Origin of the sequence: Dissulfurimicrobium hydrothermale, assembly GCF_022026155.1 — a bacterium.
GTDB classification, from domain to species: Bacteria; Desulfobacterota; Dissulfuribacteria; order Dissulfuribacterales; family Sh68; genus Dissulfurimicrobium; species Dissulfurimicrobium hydrothermale.
Map to the genome: position 1 here is coordinate 1986330 of NZ_CP085041.1, position 19860 is coordinate 2006189.

The 19860-nt window shown below is 49.1% G+C and carries 21 protein-coding genes; 10 read left to right on the top strand and 11 right to left on the bottom strand.

Annotated elements, in window-relative coordinates; all coding sequences use genetic code 11:
* Window positions 1-42: 42 nt before the first annotated feature.
* A complete protein-coding gene (gene nifH / locus LGS26_RS09470) occupies window positions 43-867 on the bottom strand; it encodes a nitrogenase iron protein (RefSeq protein WP_237888623.1) in 825 nt (274 codons plus the stop codon).
* 403 nt (window positions 868-1270) lie between these two features.
* Here nifH and nifA point away from each other — a divergent pair, with 403 nt between their 5' ends.
* From nifA to ligA, 3 genes are all read left to right on the top strand, one after another.
* Entirely contained in the window at window positions 1271-2905 is a 1635-nt protein-coding gene (gene nifA / locus LGS26_RS09475) for a nif-specific transcriptional activator NifA (RefSeq protein ID WP_237888624.1), read from the top strand.
* A 288-nt stretch (window positions 2906-3193) separates the two neighbouring features.
* Window positions 3194-5413 (top strand): ribonuclease R, encoded by a 2220-nt coding sequence (gene rnr / locus LGS26_RS09480; protein WP_237888625.1) that lies wholly within the window; start codon window positions 3194-3196, stop codon window positions 5411-5413.
* A gap of 3 nt (window positions 5414-5416) precedes the next feature.
* Window positions 5417-7435 (top strand): NAD-dependent DNA ligase LigA, encoded by a 2019-nt coding sequence (ligA, locus tag LGS26_RS09485; protein ID WP_330873293.1) that lies wholly within the window; start codon window positions 5417-5419, stop codon window positions 7433-7435.
* Here ligA and LGS26_RS09490 read toward each other — a convergent pair.
* The 4 genes from LGS26_RS09490 to extI all read right to left on the bottom strand — a co-directional run bounded on the left by LGS26_RS09490 (window position 7432) and on the right by extI (window position 11407).
* Window positions 7432-8157 (bottom strand): Crp/Fnr family transcriptional regulator, encoded by a 726-nt coding sequence (locus LGS26_RS09490; protein ID WP_237888626.1) that lies wholly within the window; start codon window positions 8155-8157, stop codon window positions 7432-7434. The two genes, ligA and LGS26_RS09490, sit on opposite strands and share 4 nt — an antisense overlap.
* Before the next feature lie 233 nt (window positions 8158-8390).
* A complete protein-coding gene (locus LGS26_RS09495; protein ID WP_237888627.1) occupies window positions 8391-9599 on the bottom strand; it encodes a hypothetical protein in 1209 nt (402 codons plus the stop codon).
* Between the two features lie 42 nt (window positions 9600-9641).
* Window positions 9642-9968, bottom strand: a complete 327-nt coding sequence (locus tag LGS26_RS09500; RefSeq protein WP_237888628.1) for a hypothetical protein — start codon at window positions 9966-9968, stop codon at window positions 9642-9644.
* Window positions 9969-10036: 68 nt separating this feature from the next.
* Window positions 10037-11407, bottom strand: a complete 1371-nt coding sequence (gene extI / locus LGS26_RS09505) for a selenite/tellurite reduction operon porin ExtI (RefSeq protein ID WP_237888629.1) — start codon at window positions 11405-11407, stop codon at window positions 10037-10039.
* A gap of 316 nt (window positions 11408-11723) precedes the next feature.
* On the opposite strand from extI, the gene LGS26_RS09510 reads away from it, so the two are divergent.
* From LGS26_RS09510 to LGS26_RS09535, 5 genes are all read left to right on the top strand, one after another.
* Window positions 11724-12575 (top strand): nitroreductase family protein, encoded by an 852-nt coding sequence (locus LGS26_RS09510; protein ID WP_237888630.1) that lies wholly within the window; start codon window positions 11724-11726, stop codon window positions 12573-12575.
* A gap of 71 nt (window positions 12576-12646) precedes the next feature.
* Window positions 12647-13108, top strand: coding sequence for a MarR family winged helix-turn-helix transcriptional regulator (locus LGS26_RS09515; RefSeq protein WP_237888631.1), 462 nt, complete (start codon window positions 12647-12649; stop codon window positions 13106-13108).
* Between the two features lie 124 nt (window positions 13109-13232).
* On the top strand, window positions 13233-14453 hold the full coding sequence (locus tag LGS26_RS09695) for a glycine/sarcosine/betaine reductase selenoprotein B family protein (RefSeq protein WP_269137054.1): 1221 nt from the start codon (window positions 13233-13235) through the stop codon (window positions 14451-14453).
* A 50-nt stretch (window positions 14454-14503) separates the two neighbouring features.
* Complete coding sequence (locus LGS26_RS09530; protein ID WP_237888634.1) at window positions 14504-14701, top strand: hypothetical protein; 198 nt, start codon at window positions 14504-14506, stop codon at window positions 14699-14701.
* Window positions 14677-14910 carry a carboxymuconolactone decarboxylase family protein gene (locus LGS26_RS09535; RefSeq protein ID WP_237888635.1) on the top strand — a complete coding sequence of 78 codons (234 nt, stop codon included), beginning with the start codon at window positions 14677-14679 and terminating at the stop codon, window positions 14908-14910. The genes LGS26_RS09530 and LGS26_RS09535 overlap by 25 nt, the downstream gene beginning before the upstream one ends.
* Before the next feature lie 158 nt (window positions 14911-15068).
* Here the strand turns inward: LGS26_RS09535 and LGS26_RS09540 are convergent, their stop codons facing one another.
* The 6 genes from LGS26_RS09540 to arsB form a co-directional block, all read right to left on the bottom strand.
* Window positions 15069-15389, bottom strand: coding sequence for an AF1514 family protein (locus LGS26_RS09540; protein ID WP_237888636.1), 321 nt, complete (start codon window positions 15387-15389; stop codon window positions 15069-15071).
* A gap of 168 nt (window positions 15390-15557) precedes the next feature.
* Window positions 15558-16268 carry an aromatic aminobenezylarsenical efflux permease ArsG family transporter gene (locus LGS26_RS09545; protein ID WP_237888637.1) on the bottom strand — a complete coding sequence of 237 codons (711 nt, stop codon included), beginning with the start codon at window positions 16266-16268 and terminating at the stop codon, window positions 15558-15560.
* Window positions 16269-16280: 12 nt separating this feature from the next.
* A complete protein-coding gene (locus LGS26_RS09550; RefSeq protein ID WP_330873345.1) occupies window positions 16281-16562 on the bottom strand; it encodes a nitrophenyl compound nitroreductase subunit ArsF family protein in 282 nt (93 codons plus the stop codon).
* Between the two features lie 15 nt (window positions 16563-16577).
* Window positions 16578-16745 (bottom strand): hypothetical protein, encoded by a 168-nt coding sequence (locus LGS26_RS09555; protein ID WP_237888638.1) that lies wholly within the window; start codon window positions 16743-16745, stop codon window positions 16578-16580.
* Window positions 16746-16830: 85 nt separating this feature from the next.
* On the bottom strand, window positions 16831-17229 hold the full coding sequence (locus LGS26_RS09560; protein WP_237888639.1) for a hypothetical protein: 399 nt from the start codon (window positions 17227-17229) through the stop codon (window positions 16831-16833).
* Window positions 17230-17347: 118 nt separating this feature from the next.
* Complete coding sequence (gene arsB / locus LGS26_RS09565) at window positions 17348-18424, bottom strand: ACR3 family arsenite efflux transporter (protein ID WP_237888640.1); 1077 nt, start codon at window positions 18422-18424, stop codon at window positions 17348-17350.
* A gap of 366 nt (window positions 18425-18790) precedes the next feature.
* Here arsB and LGS26_RS09570 point away from each other — a divergent pair, with 366 nt between their 5' ends.
* Both LGS26_RS09570 and LGS26_RS09575 read left to right on the top strand, forming a co-directional pair.
* Entirely contained in the window at window positions 18791-19330 is a 540-nt protein-coding gene (locus tag LGS26_RS09570) for a chromate transporter (protein WP_237888641.1), read from the top strand.
* Window positions 19327-19845: a chromate transporter gene (locus LGS26_RS09575; RefSeq protein ID WP_237888642.1), complete on the top strand. Its 519-nt coding sequence runs from the start codon at window positions 19327-19329 to the stop codon at window positions 19843-19845. Before LGS26_RS09570 ends, LGS26_RS09575 begins: the two co-directional genes overlap by 4 nt.
* The last annotated feature ends 15 nt before the right edge of the window (window positions 19846-19860 follow it).

Below are 19860 nucleotides of genomic sequence, written 5' to 3' on the forward strand. Positions count from 1 at the left end.
CTCCATTTATATTCAGGTTATATTCAGGAAACTTTTAAAAATTTAGTCAAATAGCCCATGATCCATAAGAATCTGCTCAAGTTTTTCCTGGGATAATGGTTTTGGGATAACGAACATCTGATTCCCATCGATAGCCTTTGCAAGATTTCTGTAATGCTGGGCCTGCTCCGCAGCCGGATCATATTCTATGACTGTTTTCTTATGAATCTCAGCCTTCTGGACTATGTTGTCCCTTGGCACAAAATAGATCATTTGTGTGCCCAACTCCTCGGCAAACGCCTTTATGAGCGCCTCTTCGTTGTCCACCTTACGGCTGTTACAGATAAGCCCGCCAAGACGAACGCCGCCCAAATCAGCAAACTTCTTGATGCCTTTTGAGATGTTGTTCGCCGCATACATGGCCATCATCTCGCCTGAGACTACGATGTATATCTCCTGCGCCTTGCCCTCACGCATAGGCATTGCAAAACCACCGCACACGACGTCACCGAGGACATCATAGAAGACATAGTCAATCTGATGCGAGGCATCATATGCGCCAAGGGATTCAAGCAGGTTAATGGACGTGATTATACCCCGACCCGCACACCCGACCCCAGGTTCAGGGCCGCCGGATTCAACGCAACGACAGTTGCCGAAACCGATCTTCATAACGTCCTCCAGATCAACGTCATCGCCCTCTTCACGAAGGGTGTCGAGAACAGTTTTTTGGGCCAGGCCTCCCAAGATAAGCCGGGTGGAGTCTGACTTCGGGTCACATCCGACGATCATCACCTTCTTGTCCATCTCTACGAGACCGGCAACGGTATTCTGGGTTGTTGTCGATTTGCCTATTCCACCTTTGCCGTAAATAGCTATCTTTCTCATTTTGACATCCTCACTTTATGATTTCTGATATTGCGCCTTTGATAAATATCAAAAAGCAACATCGATGCCAAAATTTTTTATTTATAAGTATTTGATATTAAAAATAAAAAAATATAATTCCTTGTTTCAGGCATAAGAGAAAAATATTTTTGCAATAAAAAATACGAAAATGAAATCTTCTATTCATTTTTGTAAGAAATGTTTCTTTTACAGAAATGAAAAGACATTCAACAAAAATGTACTATAAATTCGTGGAAAAACTGTATTATAAGCTATAACTTATTATTATAATTCATAAAAAATTGATTATAGACTGGGTATGAAAATTGCAGCAAAAGTAAGAATCATAAAATCTTATGGTTGCTGCATAGGGCATTAATAAAAAGAGATAAGACAGCTGTTCATGAACTATTTCCCAATACATAATAGAAAGCCATCCATTGAAGATACATTAAAGATACTCAATGGAGAACTGGCTGCCCTTTATGAAATATCCAAACTTATAGGCACGGCTATATCGCTTGAAAAAAGTCTCTCCGAGATACTGCATATCCTACACAAGATCTTGAATATGCAGCGTGCGACGATGGTGCTGCTTGACAGAACAGGGAAACAGCTTCGCATCAGGACCTCTTACGGCCTGACGGCCGAAGAACAAATGCGCGGCGTATACAATCTAGATGAGGGCATAATAGGCAAGGTCTTCACGACCTCTTTGCCATTTGTTGTACCGGACATCAATAAAGAGCCTCTTTTCCTCAACAAGACCGGCGCCAGGCCGCGTTTTGAAAAGGGGCAAATATCTTTTATAGGTGTACCGATAATGATCCTGCAAAAACCAGCAGGTGTTCTCACGGTTGACCGTCTTTTCGGGCCGGAGATATCGTTTGAAGAAGATGTCAAGTTCCTCACTGTCGTGGCTACGTTGGTGGCCCAGTTTCTTCAACTCAATGATGAGATAAATCTGAAAGAAGAGTGTTTGATTGATGAAAACCGTTCCCTCAAGGCGGAACTCGACAGCATTTACAACCGGCACAATATAATAGGAAACAGCAAGGCTATGCGCGACGTGCTCACAATTGTCGAGAAAGTCGCATCCACCAATGCGACGGTGCTGCTTCTGGGTGAATCAGGCACTGGAAAGGAACTTGTCGCCAGGGCCATCCATCAGACAAGCCCAAGGAAGGAGAAGGGCTTTATCAAGGTAAATTGCGCCGCCTTACCTGAAAATCTCCTGGAAAGCGAGCTGTTTGGCCACGAAAAAGGTGCCTTTACTGGGGCCTTCAGCGCCAGAAAGGGAAGATTCGAGCTTGCAGACGGCGGGACGTTGTTTTTGGATGAGATAGGTGAGATGGGTCTTAATGTGCAGGCAAAACTTTTGAGGGTACTTCAAGAGCAAAGATTCGAACGGCTTGGCGGAGAGAGAACGATCGAGGTAGATGTGAGGGTTATAGCAGCCACCAACAGGAGTCTTGAACAGGCCGTCGTCAATGGTATTTTCAGGACCGACCTCTATTATCGCCTGAATGTCGTGCCGATAAAACTGCCTCCACTGAGAGACCGCCCTGAAGACATTCCGGCCCTAATAGGACATTTCCTCGATAAAAGTAATGCACGCAACCATAAAAACGTAAAAATATCACGTGAGGCCCTGCAATTCCTTCAAGGTTATTCATGGCCGGGCAATGTCCGCGAGCTCCAAAATCTCATAGAACGCCTGGTGATACTTTCGGACAGAGGATACATCAGACTTTCAGATATACCCTCAGTCATACAGGCCGAACCCGAACTTATTACAAACCAGGATCAAAAGGCCAACGGTACAGACAATGCATGGAAAGGCCGCACCAATACATATGGGAAATTGCTCGACCTCGAGAAAAACAGGATAGAGGAGGCCCTGATCAAACATAGTTGGGTCCAGGTCAGGGCCGCAAGGGAGCTTGGGATAACGCAGAGACAAATGGGGTATAAGATCAAAAAATTCGGCCTTAAGCCCCCATGGACGCAAGGATCATCGGACCATCTGAAGAACTGAATCCGACACTCGACGCCGTTGCCGAACCGGTGTCGACAATCTTCCTTCTTTCAAACAAACGACCCCAAAAAAAACAAAATGCAGTATGCGAATTTCGCAGGTGTCCGCCTCGAAATCGCACCTTCCCGTAGATTTTTTATTCAAATTATTCGAAAAACCCCCTTGGGGGGGGCGGAACTCCTCGGTCGAAAAAAGCCCATCCCCTACCGAGACATTCAGCATGAGAAAGGAACGGCTTGGATTCGCAAAAGATTGACCGGATGCCACATTGACCGTATAATTTTAATAATGACAAAGAAAAAAAATACGCTGGATAAAAAACCCCCAACAAAGCCTAAACATACATCCAAAACAGATCCATTATCCATCCGCATCCTGAGGGTGATGAGAGATGCAGGACGTCCTCTTTTCTTAAGAGAGATCAATAAGGCAGCCAATCTCAATAGGGAAGAGAGGCATGAATCCGCCAGCGCGCTGGAGGCCCTCATAAATAAAGGGCTAGTCCTACAGATCAAGGGCAAGAGATATGGGCTCTCAGATCTCATGCACCTTGTTACAGGGAACATCTCCGTTCATCCTGACGGCTTTGGATTCGTAACACCGGAACAGACAGGAGGTCCTGACATCTTTATCCCGCCGAAGGCCTTAAAAGGGGCCATACACGGCGACAGAGTGGTGGTGCGGATAGAACAGACCAGGGGGAGACGGCAAGAAGGCTCAGTTATAAGGATACTTGAGCGGAGGACAAAGCGGATAGTCGGGACCTTCCATAAGGGCAAGGATATTGCAATTGTTGTACCCGAAGATGAGCGCCTTGCATTTGAGGTCGCCATACCGAAAAAGGCCACACTGAAGGCCAAAAACGGCGATGTGGTGGTTGCGGAGATAGTAAATTACCTGCCGGAGGGGAGGAGTCCAGAGGGCCGTGTGATAGAGATACTCGGCGATCCGAACGACCTCGGTGTCCAAGCTAGGATAGTCATAAACAAGTACGAGCTGCCGCATGAATTCTCCGACGATGTTGTCAGGCAGGCCGCTGAACTGCCAAAGATCATAAGCCAAGAGGACATCAGCGACAGAAAGGACCTGCGGGCCATACCCCTTATTACGATCGACGGCGAGAATGCAAGGGACTTCGACGATGCGGTCTTTGCAAAAAAGACAAAGACTGGTTATGTCATTATCGTAGCCATAGCGGACGTAGGCCATTACGTAAAAGAAGGCTCACCTATAGACGAAGCCGCGCGAGAAAGGGGCACAAGTGTCTATTTCCCAAACGCGGTCGTCCCCATGCTGCCCGAAACCCTTTCAAATCACCTATGCAGCCTGGTGCCAGGTGAAGATCGCCTGGTCCTTGCAATAGAGCTCAACCTTGACAGGCAGGGAAATCTAAGGCGGGTCGTTTTCTCGAAGGCCGTGATAAAGAGCCATCGGAGGTTGACATATACCGAGGCGACCAGCCTATTGGGGTGCAAGACGAGTGATATTGCAGAGGAAGATCGCTGGCTTGCAAAGATGTTGAAGTTGATGAAAGAGCTCGCCCTTATCCTCAATGCAAAGAGGGTCGAGAGGGGCAGCATAGACTTTGACATGCCCGAACCAGAAATAATCCTTGGGCTTCAAGGCAACCTCGAAGATATAGTAAGGCGCGAACGCAACATCGCCCACCGTATAATAGAGGAGTTTATGCTCGCGGCAAACGAGGCTGTAGCCGCGCATCTTGCAAAGAACGACGTCCCGACCCTCTACAGGGTACATCCTGAACCCGACAGGCTGAGACTGAACGACTTTGTCTCATTCGCCCGAGGTATCGGCCTTGACATCGCGCTTCCAGATGAGATGAGCCCAAGGTGGTGTCAAGAGGTACTGCTAAAGGCAGCTGGCTCGCCTATTGAATACATAATAAATACGCTGCTCTTACGCTCCATGCAGCAGGCCGTATACTCGCCGATAAATATCGGGCACTTCGGCCTCGCCTCGACCCACTACCTGCATTTCACCTCGCCCATTCGCCGTTATCCTGACCTCATAGTTCACAGAATACTCACCGCCAATATGGGACGCAGAAAAAAGACGCCTCTCTATACGGAAGAGGTCCTCTCTGATCTAGGCCGACACTGTTCGCAGAAGGAGCGGACGGCCATGGAGGCCGAACGCGAGATGATAGACAGGCTCAAGGTCAGACTTATGGCAGACAAGATTGGAGAGGTGTATGAAGGCGTCATTTCAGGGGTTGCGTCATTCGGCTTCTTTGTTGAACTCAAAGATGTCTTTATCGAAGGGGCGGTCAGGCTTGTCGATCTTACGGACGACTATTATGTATTTGACCAGGCGGGATACAGGCTTGTAGGTCAAAGGCATAAGAGAACGTTTCAAATCGGCGACATAGTGAAGGTACGTGTAAAAGAGGTAAATGTCGCACGCAGACACATAAATTTTGAGGTAATTGAAGAACGGCCTGCATCAAGCAGGGCGAGTAATTGCAACAAAACAGTAGTAGGCGGATAAAAAGTGATCGACAAGGATATCCTTGAACGCATAGGCAGATTAAGACAAGAGATCAACTACCACAACTACCGCTACTATGTGCTTGATCAGCCTATCATAAGCGACGAAGACTATGACGCCCTTATGCACGAGCTCATAGACCTTGAAACCAGATATCCTGAGGCGGTGACACCAGACTCACCCACCCAAAGGATAGGGGCGCAGCCGTCTGACAAATTTGCCACGGCCCATCATACAGTCCCGATGCTTAGCCTTGACGATGCATTCAGCGAGGGCGACGTGATCGAGTTCGACAGAAGGATTAGGAGGTTTCTGGGGACAGAGAAAGAGATCGAATATACAGTCGAACCTAAGATGGACGGCCTCGCAATCGAACTAGTCTATGAAAACGGCATCTTTATCCTCGGCTCAACCAGGGGAGATGGCTACATAGGCGAAGACGTAACCAATAATATACGAACGGTCAGGGCGGTGCCTTTGAAACTGATTGGGCACGAGGTGCCCCTGCCGGATCGACTCGAGGTGCGAGGGGAGATATTTATAAACAAAGACGGCTTTAATGCATTAAATGAGGCACGAAAGGCCAGAGGTGAACCATTGTTTGCCAACCCTAGAAACGCAGCGGCTGGCTCTTTGCGTCAACTTGACCCTGCCATAACCGCATCACGCCCGCTCGACGTATTTTTCTATGGCGTTGGAATAGTAAAGGGCCGCACATTCAAGACACAATGGGAGATACTCTCTACCCTCAAAAAATGGGGGCTCAAGGTAAATCCGCTGGCGGAGAAAATAACAGGTATAGAGGCTGCCATACGCTATCACCGACGCATCGGAGAGAAGAGGGACACCCTGAGCTATGAGATAGACGGCATCGTGATCAAGGTAAACAGCCTTGAACTCCAGACCAGGCTCGGAGAAAAGGCAAAAAGTCCGCGTTGGGCGCTGGCTTACAAGTTCGAAGCTGCCCAAGCTGTGACTGTGATCAAGGACATCCAATTAAGCGTAGGGCGCACAGGCGCTGTCACACCGATAGCCATAATGGCACCTGTACGGGTAGGTGGGGTGATGGTAAGTCGCGCTACCCTACACAATGAAGACGAAATACGCAGAAAAGACATACGTATAGGCGACTGGGTTATAATAAAACGCGCCGGCGACGTAATCCCGGAGGTCGTCCGCCCGCTTATAGAAAGAAGGACCGGCGCTGAGCGGATATTCGAGATGTCCTCGACCTGTCCTGTTTGTGGTTCAAGGCTTGTCAAAAGACCAGAGGAGGCAGTATGGCGTTGTCCTAATCCTGACTGCTTCCCGAGACTCGTAAAACAGCTTGTACACTTTGCAGGCAAGGGTTCGATGGATATAGACGGGCTCGGCCCAAAGGTGGCGGAACAGATGATAACGGCCGGGCTTGTCAGAGAGGTCGCCGACCTCTATACGCTCAAGCTGAGCGACCTTACCTCGCTTGAACGATTTGCTGAAAAATCAGCGCGAAATCTCTTGGCGGCCATAGAAAAGAGCAAGAAGACCACACTCGCACGTTTCATCTACGCCCTTGGCATAAGACATGTAGGCGAGACCACGGCCCAGGTGCTTGCAAATAGCTTTACTTCAATCAAACAAATTATTGATGCAAATGAAATGAAACTGACGTCCGTGGAAGGCATTGGGCCCGAGGCGGCATCCAGCATAAGGACGTGGTTTTCCGACAAAAAAAACCGCGTGCTTGTCGAACGGCTAATAGGCTCCGGAATAACGTTCTCAAACTCAGGCACGACAGGAGGACCCTCGCTTGAGGGAAAGACCTTTGTCTTTACAGGCAAACTATCCAAATTTACCAGGGATGAGGCAAAGATGCTGGTGACAAGGCTTGGCGGGCGAACCGCATCGGGAGTAAGCAAAGGCACCTCCTATCTTGTGGCCGGCGAGAATCCTGGATCAAAGTTCAAAAAGGCAATGGAGCTCGGGATCAAAATTATAAATGAGGATGAGTTTCTTGAGCTTGTGCAGAAGACACATTTTTAAAATAAATCAGACCCGCTTCCCTCCAGCAATTTACTCTTCAGCCGCTCCATATCTTGTATGTGGATATTGCAGCGGCTTACGCTTACCAGGCCCTCTTCCTTGAATTTCCTCAACATTCGAGAGACGGTTTCACGGGCTATGCCTGCGAGGGACATGATTTCGTTTTGGGAGAGCTGACAAACAGGTACGCCTTGTTTGTCAATAGAATGATGGTTGATAAGTATCGATGCAATACGGGATTGGGCCTTAAAAAATACCGACTTTTCCACCAGGCCTGAATAGGCGACCATCTTGCCGGCAAGACACTGCAAAAGTCTGGCTGAAATCTCTGGATATTTGTTTATGACCGCCTCGTAATCTTTTTTGTTTAAACAATACACCATGGTATTCTGCACCGCCTCTACATTTGCAAAGGCAACCCCATACAGCATCATCGCAAGACAGAAAAATTCCCTGGGCTTGATAAACCAGATCGTAAATTTTTTACCGTCGGAATTGGTCTTATATATCTCTATCTTGCCCATTTCAACTATATAAAGGATATTGACCGCATCTCCCTCTTGATATATCAGTTTTCCCTTTGAAAAATTTTTTTTATATAGGTGCGCCTTTATTTCAGCTAAAGCCTGTTCGCTTAGACCTGCAAACGTGGGGATGCTTACAAGAAAATCATCGATGCAATCCTTCTTTAACTGCGATTTATTTTTAATAATCAGATTCATAAAAGCCAATTTGATCTTGACTACAAAGGGTTGTTTTTTTGTTGCGCAACAAAAAATTTTATATTAAAAATTAAAATATGTGTCAATATGATACAATAAACAAAAATTTATACAACATGTTATCAAAAATAATTTATTCGTTACTCCTGAACGCCCTTATCGGGGGTCTGGTTATAAAATATAGCAGGGTCTATTGCCAATTAGTTGAATAAAAGGAGAGATTTAAAGTTTGATCAGGGGGCGTTTGATTCCGCGGATGGTGATGGTTCCTCAATCATAAAACCCGGTTGATATATGAGATGCCGGATATTGCAGGCGAGCGCAGCACTGGCCAGAATCACCTGGTTCACAGATGGCATGGAAGAGATGAACCGATCCAGGCCTGTTTCATTTTTAAATCTACTTATGTGCCGCCCCTGGGCCAGGTGATCTTGATAAAGGGCGATGACAGCCTCTTCAGAGAGCCGCAGCGAGGTCCACCACCCCTCAAGTTTGACCTCTGGCACCAACAGTGTCGCCCCTGACTTATCAGTGGTGTATTTGGTCACCATTATCACCAGCCGCGCACCGGCCTTGTGCTGGGTCCCGTCTTCATTATCCCGGCTGTGTTGATCTTCCACGCTTAAAAGCGCCACCTCTTTGCCAGGGCAGGATGTGTTGACCCTGCCTTCAGTAAAGGCCCGGCGGTACCAGAGGGGCAGGTTTTGATCGTGGCAATTCCATTTCAGTATGTAGTCCGCCTGGTTACATTTGGATAGCGCCTTGCATGCATCCCACGCCCCGCAGACATCGTCCATGCGAATAAGCAGAGGGGCGTCTGTCAGCCCTTGCGCCTTGTCAATCACCCTGGCAAGAAATGCGGCGAATTCGTCATTGCTTCGTCCGAGAAGCCCTGTGGTCAGGGCCCATTTCCTCATGGACAGACAGGCAACCACAGGGATTAAATCTCGAAGATTTTTGCAGACATGGCCCCACCGCGCCCTTCCCAGGAAGGAGCATGGGTCAGCCATGGGCAACACGCCGATATCCAAAGTAACATGGCCATCCGGCAAGGTATCAAGAGGGATACTTGCGCGTTTAAAAAATTCAGTAATACAGATATCTGCAACAGCGCCGAGGGGTTCGGCATATTCTTCCAGGTGCCGCCTTAGCGCGGACTCTGAAGGGATTTCTTTGAGCCCGAGAGACTCGGCAAAAAAACGATCGCTGGAAAGTTGATCTATTGTTTCAAAATCGCCTCTGCCAACAAACAAAATGGCTACAAGGCTTTTGAGCGCATCAACGTGGGCGATCCATGCCCGGCCCTGACCGGGCAGATGGCTCAGCCGCTTTGACATGCTGGTGAAACGCTCCAGATACTGGTTCAGTATGGCCAGGTCTGCCAAGTCTGAACGACGGGCGCAGGGTTCTCCGTCCGGCCCTTTCCCGGGAAAGGGCTTCATGGGGATCCATCTCGACATCGCCATTAGACTTAAGGGCCTAGGCTAGTCTTCCCTTTTGGGGGCGGCCCATCTCAACTTGAACCAGCTGCCATCATTGCTGTCTTTGGCCTTTTCGACCTTGCCCTGGGCCTGGCCCTGCCTTTGAGCCTGAGGCTGGCCTGTCTGCTGCGCGGCCGCTCCATCAGGGACGCCCTGTATGTTCATGGCCTCTATGGCGTCGGTTGTACCCTTAAGCGTCACCCCCTGAATGGTTCCTGTATATTTTATTACTATGGTATTGCCTGATTTCAGATTCACCACCAGCTCCTCTGCAAAAGAGACCGCGCAAAAGGCCATGCCTATGACGAAGAAAACGACTATTTTTTTCATTTTTTCCCCTTAATTTATAAAAGTAACCCCCTGTCTCTTTAAGACATGGGGTTACTTAAAATCACGCCCTAGAATACGACCATGAACATTGCAGTATATACATCATAACCATCGTAAAGCTTATGGTTCTTTGACATGTCCATGTAATCGCCGATCATTGTCTTTTTGTCAAAATCAGTCCTCTGATACTCCAAACTGAATCTGACCGAGTCGTTTCCCATGACAAAGTAGTTAGCGCCAACACCAAACTGGTCAATATGCTGATTCTTTACGTTAAATATGGATGCCATATTCCAGTGCTCATAGCGTCCGAACGGCTGTAACTTGCCCTTTGGCCCGACTGTCACAGGGAGTATATAGCCAAGCTTTGTGTACCAGCCCTCTTTCTGCCCGAGGAGACCAGCGACTATCGTGGCCTGATCCGCCGGGGCAAGGGCGGTCTTGTAGGCATCATCCAGGTCTGCATGCAGATACAGCGCTGTGGCGGTCACCACGCCACCATTATCAAACGGGTATTCAAAAAAGATATCCGTTGTATACGCCTTATAATCAACGGTGTCATTCTTATTTAATACCACGGCGTCAAGCGGGTTGTTTGGGTCGGCCTTTGTGTATTTGTATGCGGCTTCCGGCTGATATGCGGCGGCAGCGCCGATGGTGAGTATCTTGCCCTTCCTGCCAAGATATGTGCCCATGTAGCCTGAGCCACTAGGTCCTGTCTCTGGTTTCAGAAATGACCAGTGCACCCTGCCGACATACTCAAGATAGCTCCTTGGCGCAGCGCTTGACTTGAATGTTTTATCAACAAATGTATTTTCATAACTGGTTGATCCCTCCCTGCCCTCCATTACGGCAAGCCAGTATTTCATCTGATTTTCAAAGAAATTGCCGTGCACCACGATGCCCATGTCTCTGCTGTTCTTGGTGGCGTCCGTGCCGAAGGGCGAATAGACAAAGGCCGATCTCTCTGTGGAAAGCGGGCTGAAGCACTCATCCAGATTCGCCCTTGTAAGAGGGATCTTGGTCAGACCGACTTTCAGATTAAATTGGTCACTGAGCATACCGATCAAGTAGCCATCGACCAGTCTTATCTGGGAGTTGGCCTTGGTGTTCGACTTGGCAAGCTCATAGCCGCCGCCTCCAAGGTTGCGGGTTGCGCTGGTGCCGCCGCAGGTCTGGAATTTGGCGCCCCAGGTGTCATTAAACATTCCGGTAAAGACAAGCCTCGCCCTTCTTAAGTAGAGGTCATTGCGAGATTTGTTATTATCGGTTCCTGCCCCAAAATCAGTATGGTCCAGGATGCCCTGAAATTTTACATCAATCTGCAAGTAACCCCCATTGTCCCCAAAATCAATCGCAGGGCCTGCGTTAGCCTGTTTACTCAGGCAAAACACAGACAAAAACAAAAAGACAGAAAGCACTATCCCCTTTTTTGACATAACAAACCCTCCTTGTTTTTTTAAACACACTAAGGGATAGCGTCAGATCGATTCAATGACGCCGCTCACAAAGGATTGTGATCTATGTCACAAAAACGGTAAATAAAAAATATCTTATGCAAGGTCTTTTTAGGAAAATCAAGTAGTTAAGGCTAAAAAAGAACTGGTCTCTTTATTTTGCCAAGACGGCCGGAGATGATATATTAAATAATGGTTCTCTATAAAAAATTAAGGTTAAAGAAGGCAAAAATCCCCCCCTCCCTTTGTGGGAGAGGGCTGGGGTGAGGGATAAGAAGGGAGGGGAAAGAGCAGATGTATGCGGATGAGCATCCTGAAGGAGGATACCATGATTGAGTTTCACATCGATGAGGAGCGTTGCATCCAGTGCGGCGAATGTGCGCTTGACTGCCCGGCGGGTGTCATCGTCATGGATGGCTACCCTAAAATGACCAATGAAGCGGGGTGCTTCCAGTGTCAGCACTGCCTTGCCGTCTGCCCGACCGCGGCCGTTTCGATCCTCGGCAAGGACCCTGACGCGGGCACCGTGCTCAAGGGAAACATGCCGGATCCGGCAGGCCTTGCGACCCTGATCAAGGGGAGGAGGTCGGTGCGCCGCTATCGCGATAGGGATCTGGCCCCGGAGCTGATCGACGAGCTGCTTGAAATCTCCTGCCATGCGCCCACCGGGGTCAACTCAAGGTCGGTGCTCTTCACCGTGGTCAGGGAGCGGGCCGTGATGAACAGGCTACGGGATCATCTGATTAGCCGCCTTGCGCAACTTCAAGATGAAGGGAGACTACCGGAAGGTCTGACCGGCAAGTACCTCGGCCGAGCTGTCATTGCCTGGCAGCAGGAGGGCAAGGACATTCTTTTTCGGGGAGCGCCGCATCTTATCATCACCAGCGCACCGGCGGACGCCCCCTGTCCGGTACAGGATACCCTTATCGCCTTGACCACTTTCCAGCTGATCGCCCATGCCCACGGGGTCGGCACTGTCTGGGACGGCATCTTCATGATGGCACTTGCCGCCTGCCCCGACGTGGCCGGCAGGCTCGGCATTCCCGAAAACCACACCCTGGGGTATGCGATGGCCTTTGGCGAACCGGCGGTGGAATACCACCGGACCGTGCAGCGGGGCCCGGCCCTGGTGAATGTGGTAAAGTGGTGATTGCTAGGAAGCCATCCTTGACAAACTGGGTTATTTTAGATATGTTGTATATACAACATAGAGACATATACATGAAAAACTCTAATCTTCGCAAGCAGGCGGAGCTGATCTCAAGAGACTGTATTGCCGTCAGGGTCAGACTGCTAAATCGCATCATAACAAATATATATGATACGGCCATGCGTCCGTATGGCATAAGCCTCAATCAGGCTAGCATCCTGACGATCATCCTTATTACAGGCGGCGCTAGATACGGTGACATATGCAGGATTCTGCATATGGAGAAATCAACCCTGAGCAGGAATATCGAGCGCATGAAAAAAAATAATTGGATAGACTCCATCAAAGAAGGTGGGAGCGGGTTTGCTGTTGTCAAAATCACCCCCAAAGGCGAAAGCGTCCTTGAGAAGGCGTATCTTGCCTGGGCGAAGGCGCAGGATGATACATTGAGCTGTCTCGGCCGGGATGGAGCCAATGCGTTGATGAAGCTGACGGAAAGGTTTTGGCCGATGGGAACTATCCAAAATAAATAATTTTTTTGTCCATAGAGTTGCATATACAACTTATTAGGGTATTGGGCATCGGGCGCAGCCGGATATCTTTCCTTGCCGGAACGCAGGACCCGGGAAGACAATGCATAACGGAAAAGGAGTTTAAATGGCAAGACTTGAAAAAATACCAGAACCTCTTCGCTCTCACATAGCGGACCTTCCCTGTCCTTCATTTAAGGACGAGCCATGGGTGCAGGGGTCGCCTCTATCGCAACGGCGGGTGTCCTTAATATCCACCGCCGGACTGCATCGTCGTGACGACCGTCCTTTCGTGGGGATGAGCGGGGAGTACCGTATAATCCCGGCGGACACGAAGGCCATGGATCTGGTGATGACCCACATATCGACCAATTTCGATCGCACCGGCTTCCAGCGGGATTGGAATGTAGTGTTTCCTTTGGATCGGCTCCATGAACTAGCAGCTGATGGCGTCATCGGAAGCGTGGCCGATTACCATTATTCATTTATGGGAGGGGCCAATCCAGCAGAAATGGAGCCGTCAGCGCGCAACATGGCCGCTATTCTAAAGGGTGACGGCGTGGACGCAGCCCTCTTGGTGCCGGTGTGACCGCTCTGCACCCGCGCCGTGGGCGCATTGGCGCATTACCTCGAATCAGAAGGCATTCCCACCACACAGATCAGCCTTATCCGTGAACATACGGAAATCATACGCCCACCTAGGGCGCTCTGGGTACCCTTCGAACTCGGCCGCCCATTGGGCGCCCCTGATGCCGCTGACTTCCAGCGCAGGGTGCTCCTGGAGGCCCTTGAACTTCTGGAGACCTCGGAAGGGCCGGTGCTCCGGGACTTCACCGAAGAAGCGCCTGGGGATGGACCCGGAGCGGAATACGGAGAGAAAGGGTTGGCCTGCCCCGCCAGTTTCGCTCCGCCTCCGGGAAACGAGACGGGTGAGAGGGCGCTCGTATCCGCCTTCAGGCGCGAGGTCGCGGAACTGCGGCCGTGGTATGACCTGAATCTTAAGAGGCGCGGGCGTTCGACGGTCGGATACTTCGGGCCGGAGGACGCCTTGGAACTGCTTTCCCGCCTTGCCTTGGGAGAGGCAATTGATGTGCCAGTGCACAACTTCGATCTGGCTACCGCGCTTCGCCTTGCTGCAACTGACCTCAGGACGTTTTACTACGAGGCAGTGCTGGCCCGGCCAGGCTCGATCGGATTGTCCGGGGCTTCGGCGTTCAAACAATGGTTTTGGAATAAGACAGCGGCTGGAAGGCTTCTAAGAGTGGTCAAAGAAAGATGTGCCGAGGAAGAGGATGAGGCGTTGCGGATGACAGGAGAGATATTCTTGGTTCCAATGGACCAGGCGTGAATCCGGAAGGCCAAGGGGGAAATTTCCATTGCTAAGGAGGACACAACGGGATGCAAGCTGTTACACGAGGAACAGGCTACAGGGAAAGCGGCGGAGTTTATGACGATATGAAGGCAAATTTTGGCATGATACCCAATTTCTTTAAAGCACAGGCGGCGGTGGATCCCGAGTGGGCCGAGTTGAACTGGTTTCGGGTGAAGAGGATCATGCTGGGGAGGGTAGTTTGGACCGCAAGACAAAGGAGATAATCGCTATGGTGGTCTCGGTAATGAAGGGATGCCAATACTGCCATCTGGCGCACCAGACCATGGCCTTATGTCCCGGAGCCACCGAGAAGGAGATATGCGAGGCGATGATGGCGGTGAAGCTGTTCCAGAGTTTTATGAGTATCGCCGATTCGCTTGAGGTGCCATGTGACGTAACACCAGACATGGCCGCAAAACAACAACCGGCATGAAAAAAGGCTAAAAGAGGTGCCCAGCTCGAGTCTGTGGCGCTGTAGAATGCTGGAGCGACGACCGAGTTCATCCTGATCCAGACGCGCTCCATACAGATATGACTCGACTTATACGAAATGGTTTCGTCCCTGCATCAGGTATACTGTACCAGGGATTATTATTCCACCGGGGCAAAGAAAAAGACAAAGCGGCCGTTCTCGATATCCACCTTGAGTTTTGCGCCATGGCTCAGGCCATAGAAGATATAGCCATTCTTTTGACAGGCCTTCGGACACTCGGTGGTATTGGGCGGTGACTCGAAATCCCGATCCCTGTCATACCAGGAAACGAGCATATACTCCTCGAACCGCTGCGCAGCCTGGCTCCTGGCAAGGGTCACGGCCTCCTGGTAATCACTGACCCTGCTTTCCGGCTTCAGGACTACAACCTCTATCTGCGAAAGGTCGGGGGAGGTTATTGAACAACTCTGCTCAGACATAATTCATCCTCCTTCTGGTAAGGTTCGCCCCTGTTTGGCCATCACATTCCGGATTTTTTACGAAAGCATCGGATATTGGACCCGTTTATGCGCGCAAGTCTGCATCCAGCCCTTGTTCAAATTATATATCATATTTTATCCTTGTCAGGAGAATCAGGTCATTAAGACTCAATGGAATATGGGAGAGAGCAGAAAAGACCATGTATAATAGCCGCCCACGGCAAAAAATACCGCTGCCGTAAGGCTTTTTATCCAGGTCTCAAACACCCTGGCCGTGGAAAAGAGCCTGCCTGTCACATCCATGCCCAGGGAGAGCAGGATGGCGATAACCACCACAGGGAGGGCCGTGCCAAGGCCGTAAAAGACTGGCATGATCACCGGGCTTTGCTTTGTTATTGCAATGGGAAGGAGGCTTCCGAAGAACAGGGCCGCCGAAACCGGACAAAAGGAAAGGGCGAAGAGGAGGCCGAGGAACCCAGCGCCGGCCATACCGGTCCCGGCCCTGTCCGCGAGGCCCTTCAGCCTATCCCCCTTTGAAAGCCCTATGGCCGGAAACCTGATCCACCCCATCAGCACCGCTCCAATTATCAATAACACCGGCCCAAGGACCTGGTTCAGATAGGTCTGGAGAAAATTCGCAACGGCCGGCACTGAAAGGACGCCCCAGGCCAGAAGCCATGCCACGAGGGTGTAGGCCACGGCCCTGCCGGCGGCGTAACAGAGCGCCTTAAAAAATACCCTGCCTGGCCTTGCGCCACCGGCGCCGCCAGCCATGTAAAAGAGGGCGGTTATGTTGCTTGCAAGCGGGCATGGGCTGATGGATGTGAGCACGCCGAGCCAGAGGGCGGTCAATGCCGGATAGGAGCTGTTAAAATCCATGGGGTCTTGTCCTCATTTTGCAGCCTTCAGAAATTGGGCCGTTTCATCATGCACATATTTTTTAAGTGCGGTGTCATCACTTGCCAGTTCCCAGACCCTGGCGAGGTTTTTGTAGCGCACTGAGCGCCCGTTTTCCTGCTCCACAAGCACAAGGGAGCTGGTGAAGAGCCCGAAATCCTTTATGAAGTGCTCGCCCTCAGGGGTTTGCACGTTAACTACCTCGAAACTGAGCCTTTTTGCCTTGATGTAATCAGCAAAATCCTTTGTGATGACTTCTTTTGAAAGATCGCCGATCTTTCTGCATGTAACTCACTGGTACGTGCCGTGGAAAAAGTAGGCGATGACTGATGGTGCGACAGGGCGCGCATCCGCAGCCCATGCAGCCTTTGACGCCCATGGCGTCAACACAAAGGCCACGGTCAAAAAAAACGCCGTGATTACAGTAAGGGCTGCTTTGAAGCGAATTCTCTCGATCATATTTTCTCCTTTTATTTTAGAGGCGCCATTACAACCTCTGTGACATGGTTATAGGTGTTTGTGCGTTGTGCGCGCCAAAAATATATCAAAAACCACAGGAACAGCCGAAATTCTGTATGTCATATCCATAGTGTTCGAAGGCCTGCCTGAGTTTCAGACGCTGGTTATCGGGAAGGCCGTAATAGAAATGGTTAAGCGCGCTGACTGAGTCCTTGCCTCCGCATATAAATGAATGAAGCTTCTGCTGCTGATCCGGATCAAGCGAAGCAGAGGTCATGATCTTACTGAGGTCTCCTCTGCAAAGGGTATCTTTGTCCCTGCTTGGCTGAGGGGAACCGAGCACCGTAAGCCGACTCTCGTTTGCCATCCCTAATTCATGGGTTGAGGTCATCAGCACGGCAGGTTTTGCGCAACCCGAAAGGACAAGGGCAAGCGTCAAAAAGAGGGCTGATGGAAAGGTCTGGTGTTTTTTTAAAGCTGACATTAGAGACTCCTTTTTCAATCTTTTGCTTATTTTAACAACATCTTGCAATGTTACAGACGGCCTTTCTTATCGCATCCGATGGTATGGCTTCATAATCATTGCCGTTCCAAACATTATTTTATAATTGTTCTATTTCGCTGACCTTGCAGTATTGATCGGTAAAATATTTTCTCTGAAAATAAAGCGCCAGGTTTACAAGACTGATCAAGACCGGCACCTCGACCAGCGGACCGATTACTGCTGCAAAGGCCTCGCCTGAATTTATCCCGAAGACCGCGATGGCTACGGCGATGGCCAGTTCGAAGTTGTTGCTGGCTGCGGTAAAGGAAAGGGTAGCTGTTTTTTCATAACCAGCCCCAAACAGCTTTCCAAGATAAAATGATACAAGAAACATGCTGACAAAATAGATAAGCAGTGGTATCGCTATACGGAGTACATCAAGCGGAAGCCTTACAATATACTCGCCTTTAAGGGCAAACATAACAACTATGGTAAAAAGAAGGGCGATAAGGGTAACAGGACTTATGACTGGAATAAAAGACCTTTCATACCACTCCCTGCCTTTGATTTTTAAAAAGACAAAACGGGTAACAATGCCTGCCGTGAAAGGTATGCCAAGATAGATAAATACGCTCTTGGCTATCTCTAACATGCTTACTTCAACGATTATTCCCTTAAGGCCAAACAACAGCGGAAATTTTGTAATGAATATGTATGCATAGAGGGAATAAAACAGTACCTGAAATATGGAGTTAAACGCCACAAGGCCTGCTGCATACTCACGATCTCCACAGGCAAGATCATTCCATACTATCACCATGGCTATGCAGCGGGCAAGCCCTATCATGATAAGGCCGTACATATAGTGTGGATAGCCACTTAAGAAGATGACTGCAAGTAAAGACATCAGGATCGGCCCTATGATCCAATTCTGCACAAGGGAAAGGGTCAAGACCTTTTTGTCTCTGAATACCTTGCCAAGCTCTTCATAGCGCACCTTGGCAAGCGGGGGATACATCATGAGGATAAGGCCTATGGCGATTGGGATATTTGTCGTCCCGACCTGAAAAAGATCTATAACGTCCTTTACCGACGGAAAAAAATAACCGCCTAGCACCCCTGCCGCCATCGCAAGGAATATCCACATGGTTAGAAACCTGTCAAGAAAACTGAGACGCCTGGTAAGATTATCCATTTTTACCTCCCTTAATCTTGTTATATTGTAAACATGCCGGATTTTAATAAAAGAGCTCTTGTTTTTTTAGGATGGCCATCATAGATTTTATAAATGGAGTTCATCTATCATACACATCATGAGGGGCAGTAGATCGAAATCTTTAAATATATAGCCGAATATCTTTGAAGGATAATTTTTAGACATATATAATTAATTATATATAAAAAAATAATGATATGTCAAGCCGCAATCCTCTATGACGGAACGATCAGCCGACTCCTTAATATTCGGCATCAAGACGGTTTATAATTGTGACAAGATTGTGACAAGGCAAAGAACGAATTCCGCCGAAAATAGATTTGAAAATTAATGTAAAGGATTGTCATGGCGACCATCTCTTTGAAAAAGATATTTTTGGTCTTCCTTAAAATAGGTACTCTTTCCTTCGGAGGGGTCTATTCCATGCTTGCCTTTTTTGAAAGGGAGCTGGTTGAAAGGCGCAAATGGCTGACACATGAAGAATTTATTGAAAGCATAGCCATCGGACAGATGACGCCCGGTCCGCCCATAGTAAATACTGGTATTTGCATAGGTTACAGGCTGCGAGGGATAAAAGGCGCCCTTGCCGCAACCGTCGGCCAGTCGTTTACAGGCAGCGTGCTGGCCATATTACTTGCGATCTTTTATATAAAAAACAGAGACAATGTCCTGCTGAATTCGGCCATGAAAGGCGTTGGAGCAGCCGTAATAGGATTGCTGCTTTCAATCATTCTAAAAATGGCAAAAAGCACTATCAGGGATTACAAGACGGCGCTGTTTGCCTTGGCCGCCTTTTTTGCCCTCATATTGTTCAAATTGAATCCCATCGGCCTTATCCTGGCATCAGGAGCACTCGGCTTCGTTGTCTATGGAAGGAGTATATGATGGTTTTGCTAAGACTGTGCTGGTTGCTTATCGTCATCAACGCACTCACCATAGGAGGTGGCTATGTGATGCTTCCTATGCTCCAGAGAGAATTCGTGGAAAAGAATCATCTGCTTACCAACCAGGAATTTCTGGATGCCATCGCGATCGGGCAGATCACCCCTGGCCCCATGACCGTTATGAATGCCGTTATCGGATACAAAATCAGCGGTTTGATAGGGGCTATATTGGCAATGCTAAGTTCATACTTGCCGTGCATTATAATTGCAACGCTTGTGACGAAATATTATTACGATTACAAGGAATCGATAATCGTTCAATCGGGCTTCAAAGGGATAAAACCAGCCGTTATAGGATTGTTGTCAGTAGTGGCCGTTTCGCTTGGACATACAGCGCTTGTGGACCTTCCCACATTAGGGATCGCCGTTATAAGCTTTGCTGTAATCGCCTTCACCAAGACAGATCCGTCTTTCGTGATCGTCGGGGCAGGGATCCTAGGGGCTATCCTATCATAAAATCATAAAACTCTC

Coding starts and splice junctions, on each gene's coding strand:
- nifA (WP_237888624.1), top strand. CDS start 1,271: ATGAACTATTTCCCAATACATAATAGAAAGCCATCCATTGAAGATACA.
- LGS26_RS09555 (WP_237888638.1), bottom strand. CDS start 16,745: ATGATCGAGAGAATTCGCTTCAAAGCAGCCCTTACTGTAATCACGGCG.
- LGS26_RS09540 (WP_237888636.1), bottom strand. CDS start 15,389: ATGTCTGAGCAGAGTTGTTCAATAACCTCCCCCGACCTTTCGCAGATA.
- LGS26_RS09560 (WP_237888639.1), bottom strand. CDS start 17,229: ATGTCAGCTTTAAAAAAACACCAGACCTTTCCATCAGCCCTCTTTTTG.
- LGS26_RS09515 (WP_237888631.1), top strand. CDS start 12,647: ATGAAAAACTCTAATCTTCGCAAGCAGGCGGAGCTGATCTCAAGAGAC.
- LGS26_RS09490 (WP_237888626.1), bottom strand. CDS start 8,157: ATGAATCTGATTATTAAAAATAAATCGCAGTTAAAGAAGGATTGCATC.
- LGS26_RS09510 (WP_237888630.1), top strand. CDS start 11,724: ATGCGGATGAGCATCCTGAAGGAGGATACCATGATTGAGTTTCACATC.
- LGS26_RS09545 (WP_237888637.1), bottom strand. CDS start 16,268: ATGGATTTTAACAGCTCCTATCCGGCATTGACCGCCCTCTGGCTCGGC.
- rnr (WP_237888625.1), top strand. CDS start 3,194: ATGACAAAGAAAAAAAATACGCTGGATAAAAAACCCCCAACAAAGCCT.
- LGS26_RS09530 (WP_237888634.1), top strand. CDS start 14,504: ATGCAAGCTGTTACACGAGGAACAGGCTACAGGGAAAGCGGCGGAGTT.
- LGS26_RS09575 (WP_237888642.1), top strand. CDS start 19,327: ATGATGGTTTTGCTAAGACTGTGCTGGTTGCTTATCGTCATCAACGCA.
- nifH (WP_237888623.1), bottom strand. CDS start 867: ATGAGAAAGATAGCTATTTACGGCAAAGGTGGAATAGGCAAATCGACA.
- arsB (WP_237888640.1), bottom strand. CDS start 18,424: ATGGATAATCTTACCAGGCGTCTCAGTTTTCTTGACAGGTTTCTAACC.
- LGS26_RS09570 (WP_237888641.1), top strand. CDS start 18,791: ATGGCGACCATCTCTTTGAAAAAGATATTTTTGGTCTTCCTTAAAATA.
- LGS26_RS09495 (WP_237888627.1), bottom strand. CDS start 9,599: ATGAAGCCCTTTCCCGGGAAAGGGCCGGACGGAGAACCCTGCGCCCGT.
- LGS26_RS09500 (WP_237888628.1), bottom strand. CDS start 9,968: ATGAAAAAAATAGTCGTTTTCTTCGTCATAGGCATGGCCTTTTGCGCG.
- extI (WP_237888629.1), bottom strand. CDS start 11,407: ATGTCAAAAAAGGGGATAGTGCTTTCTGTCTTTTTGTTTTTGTCTGTG.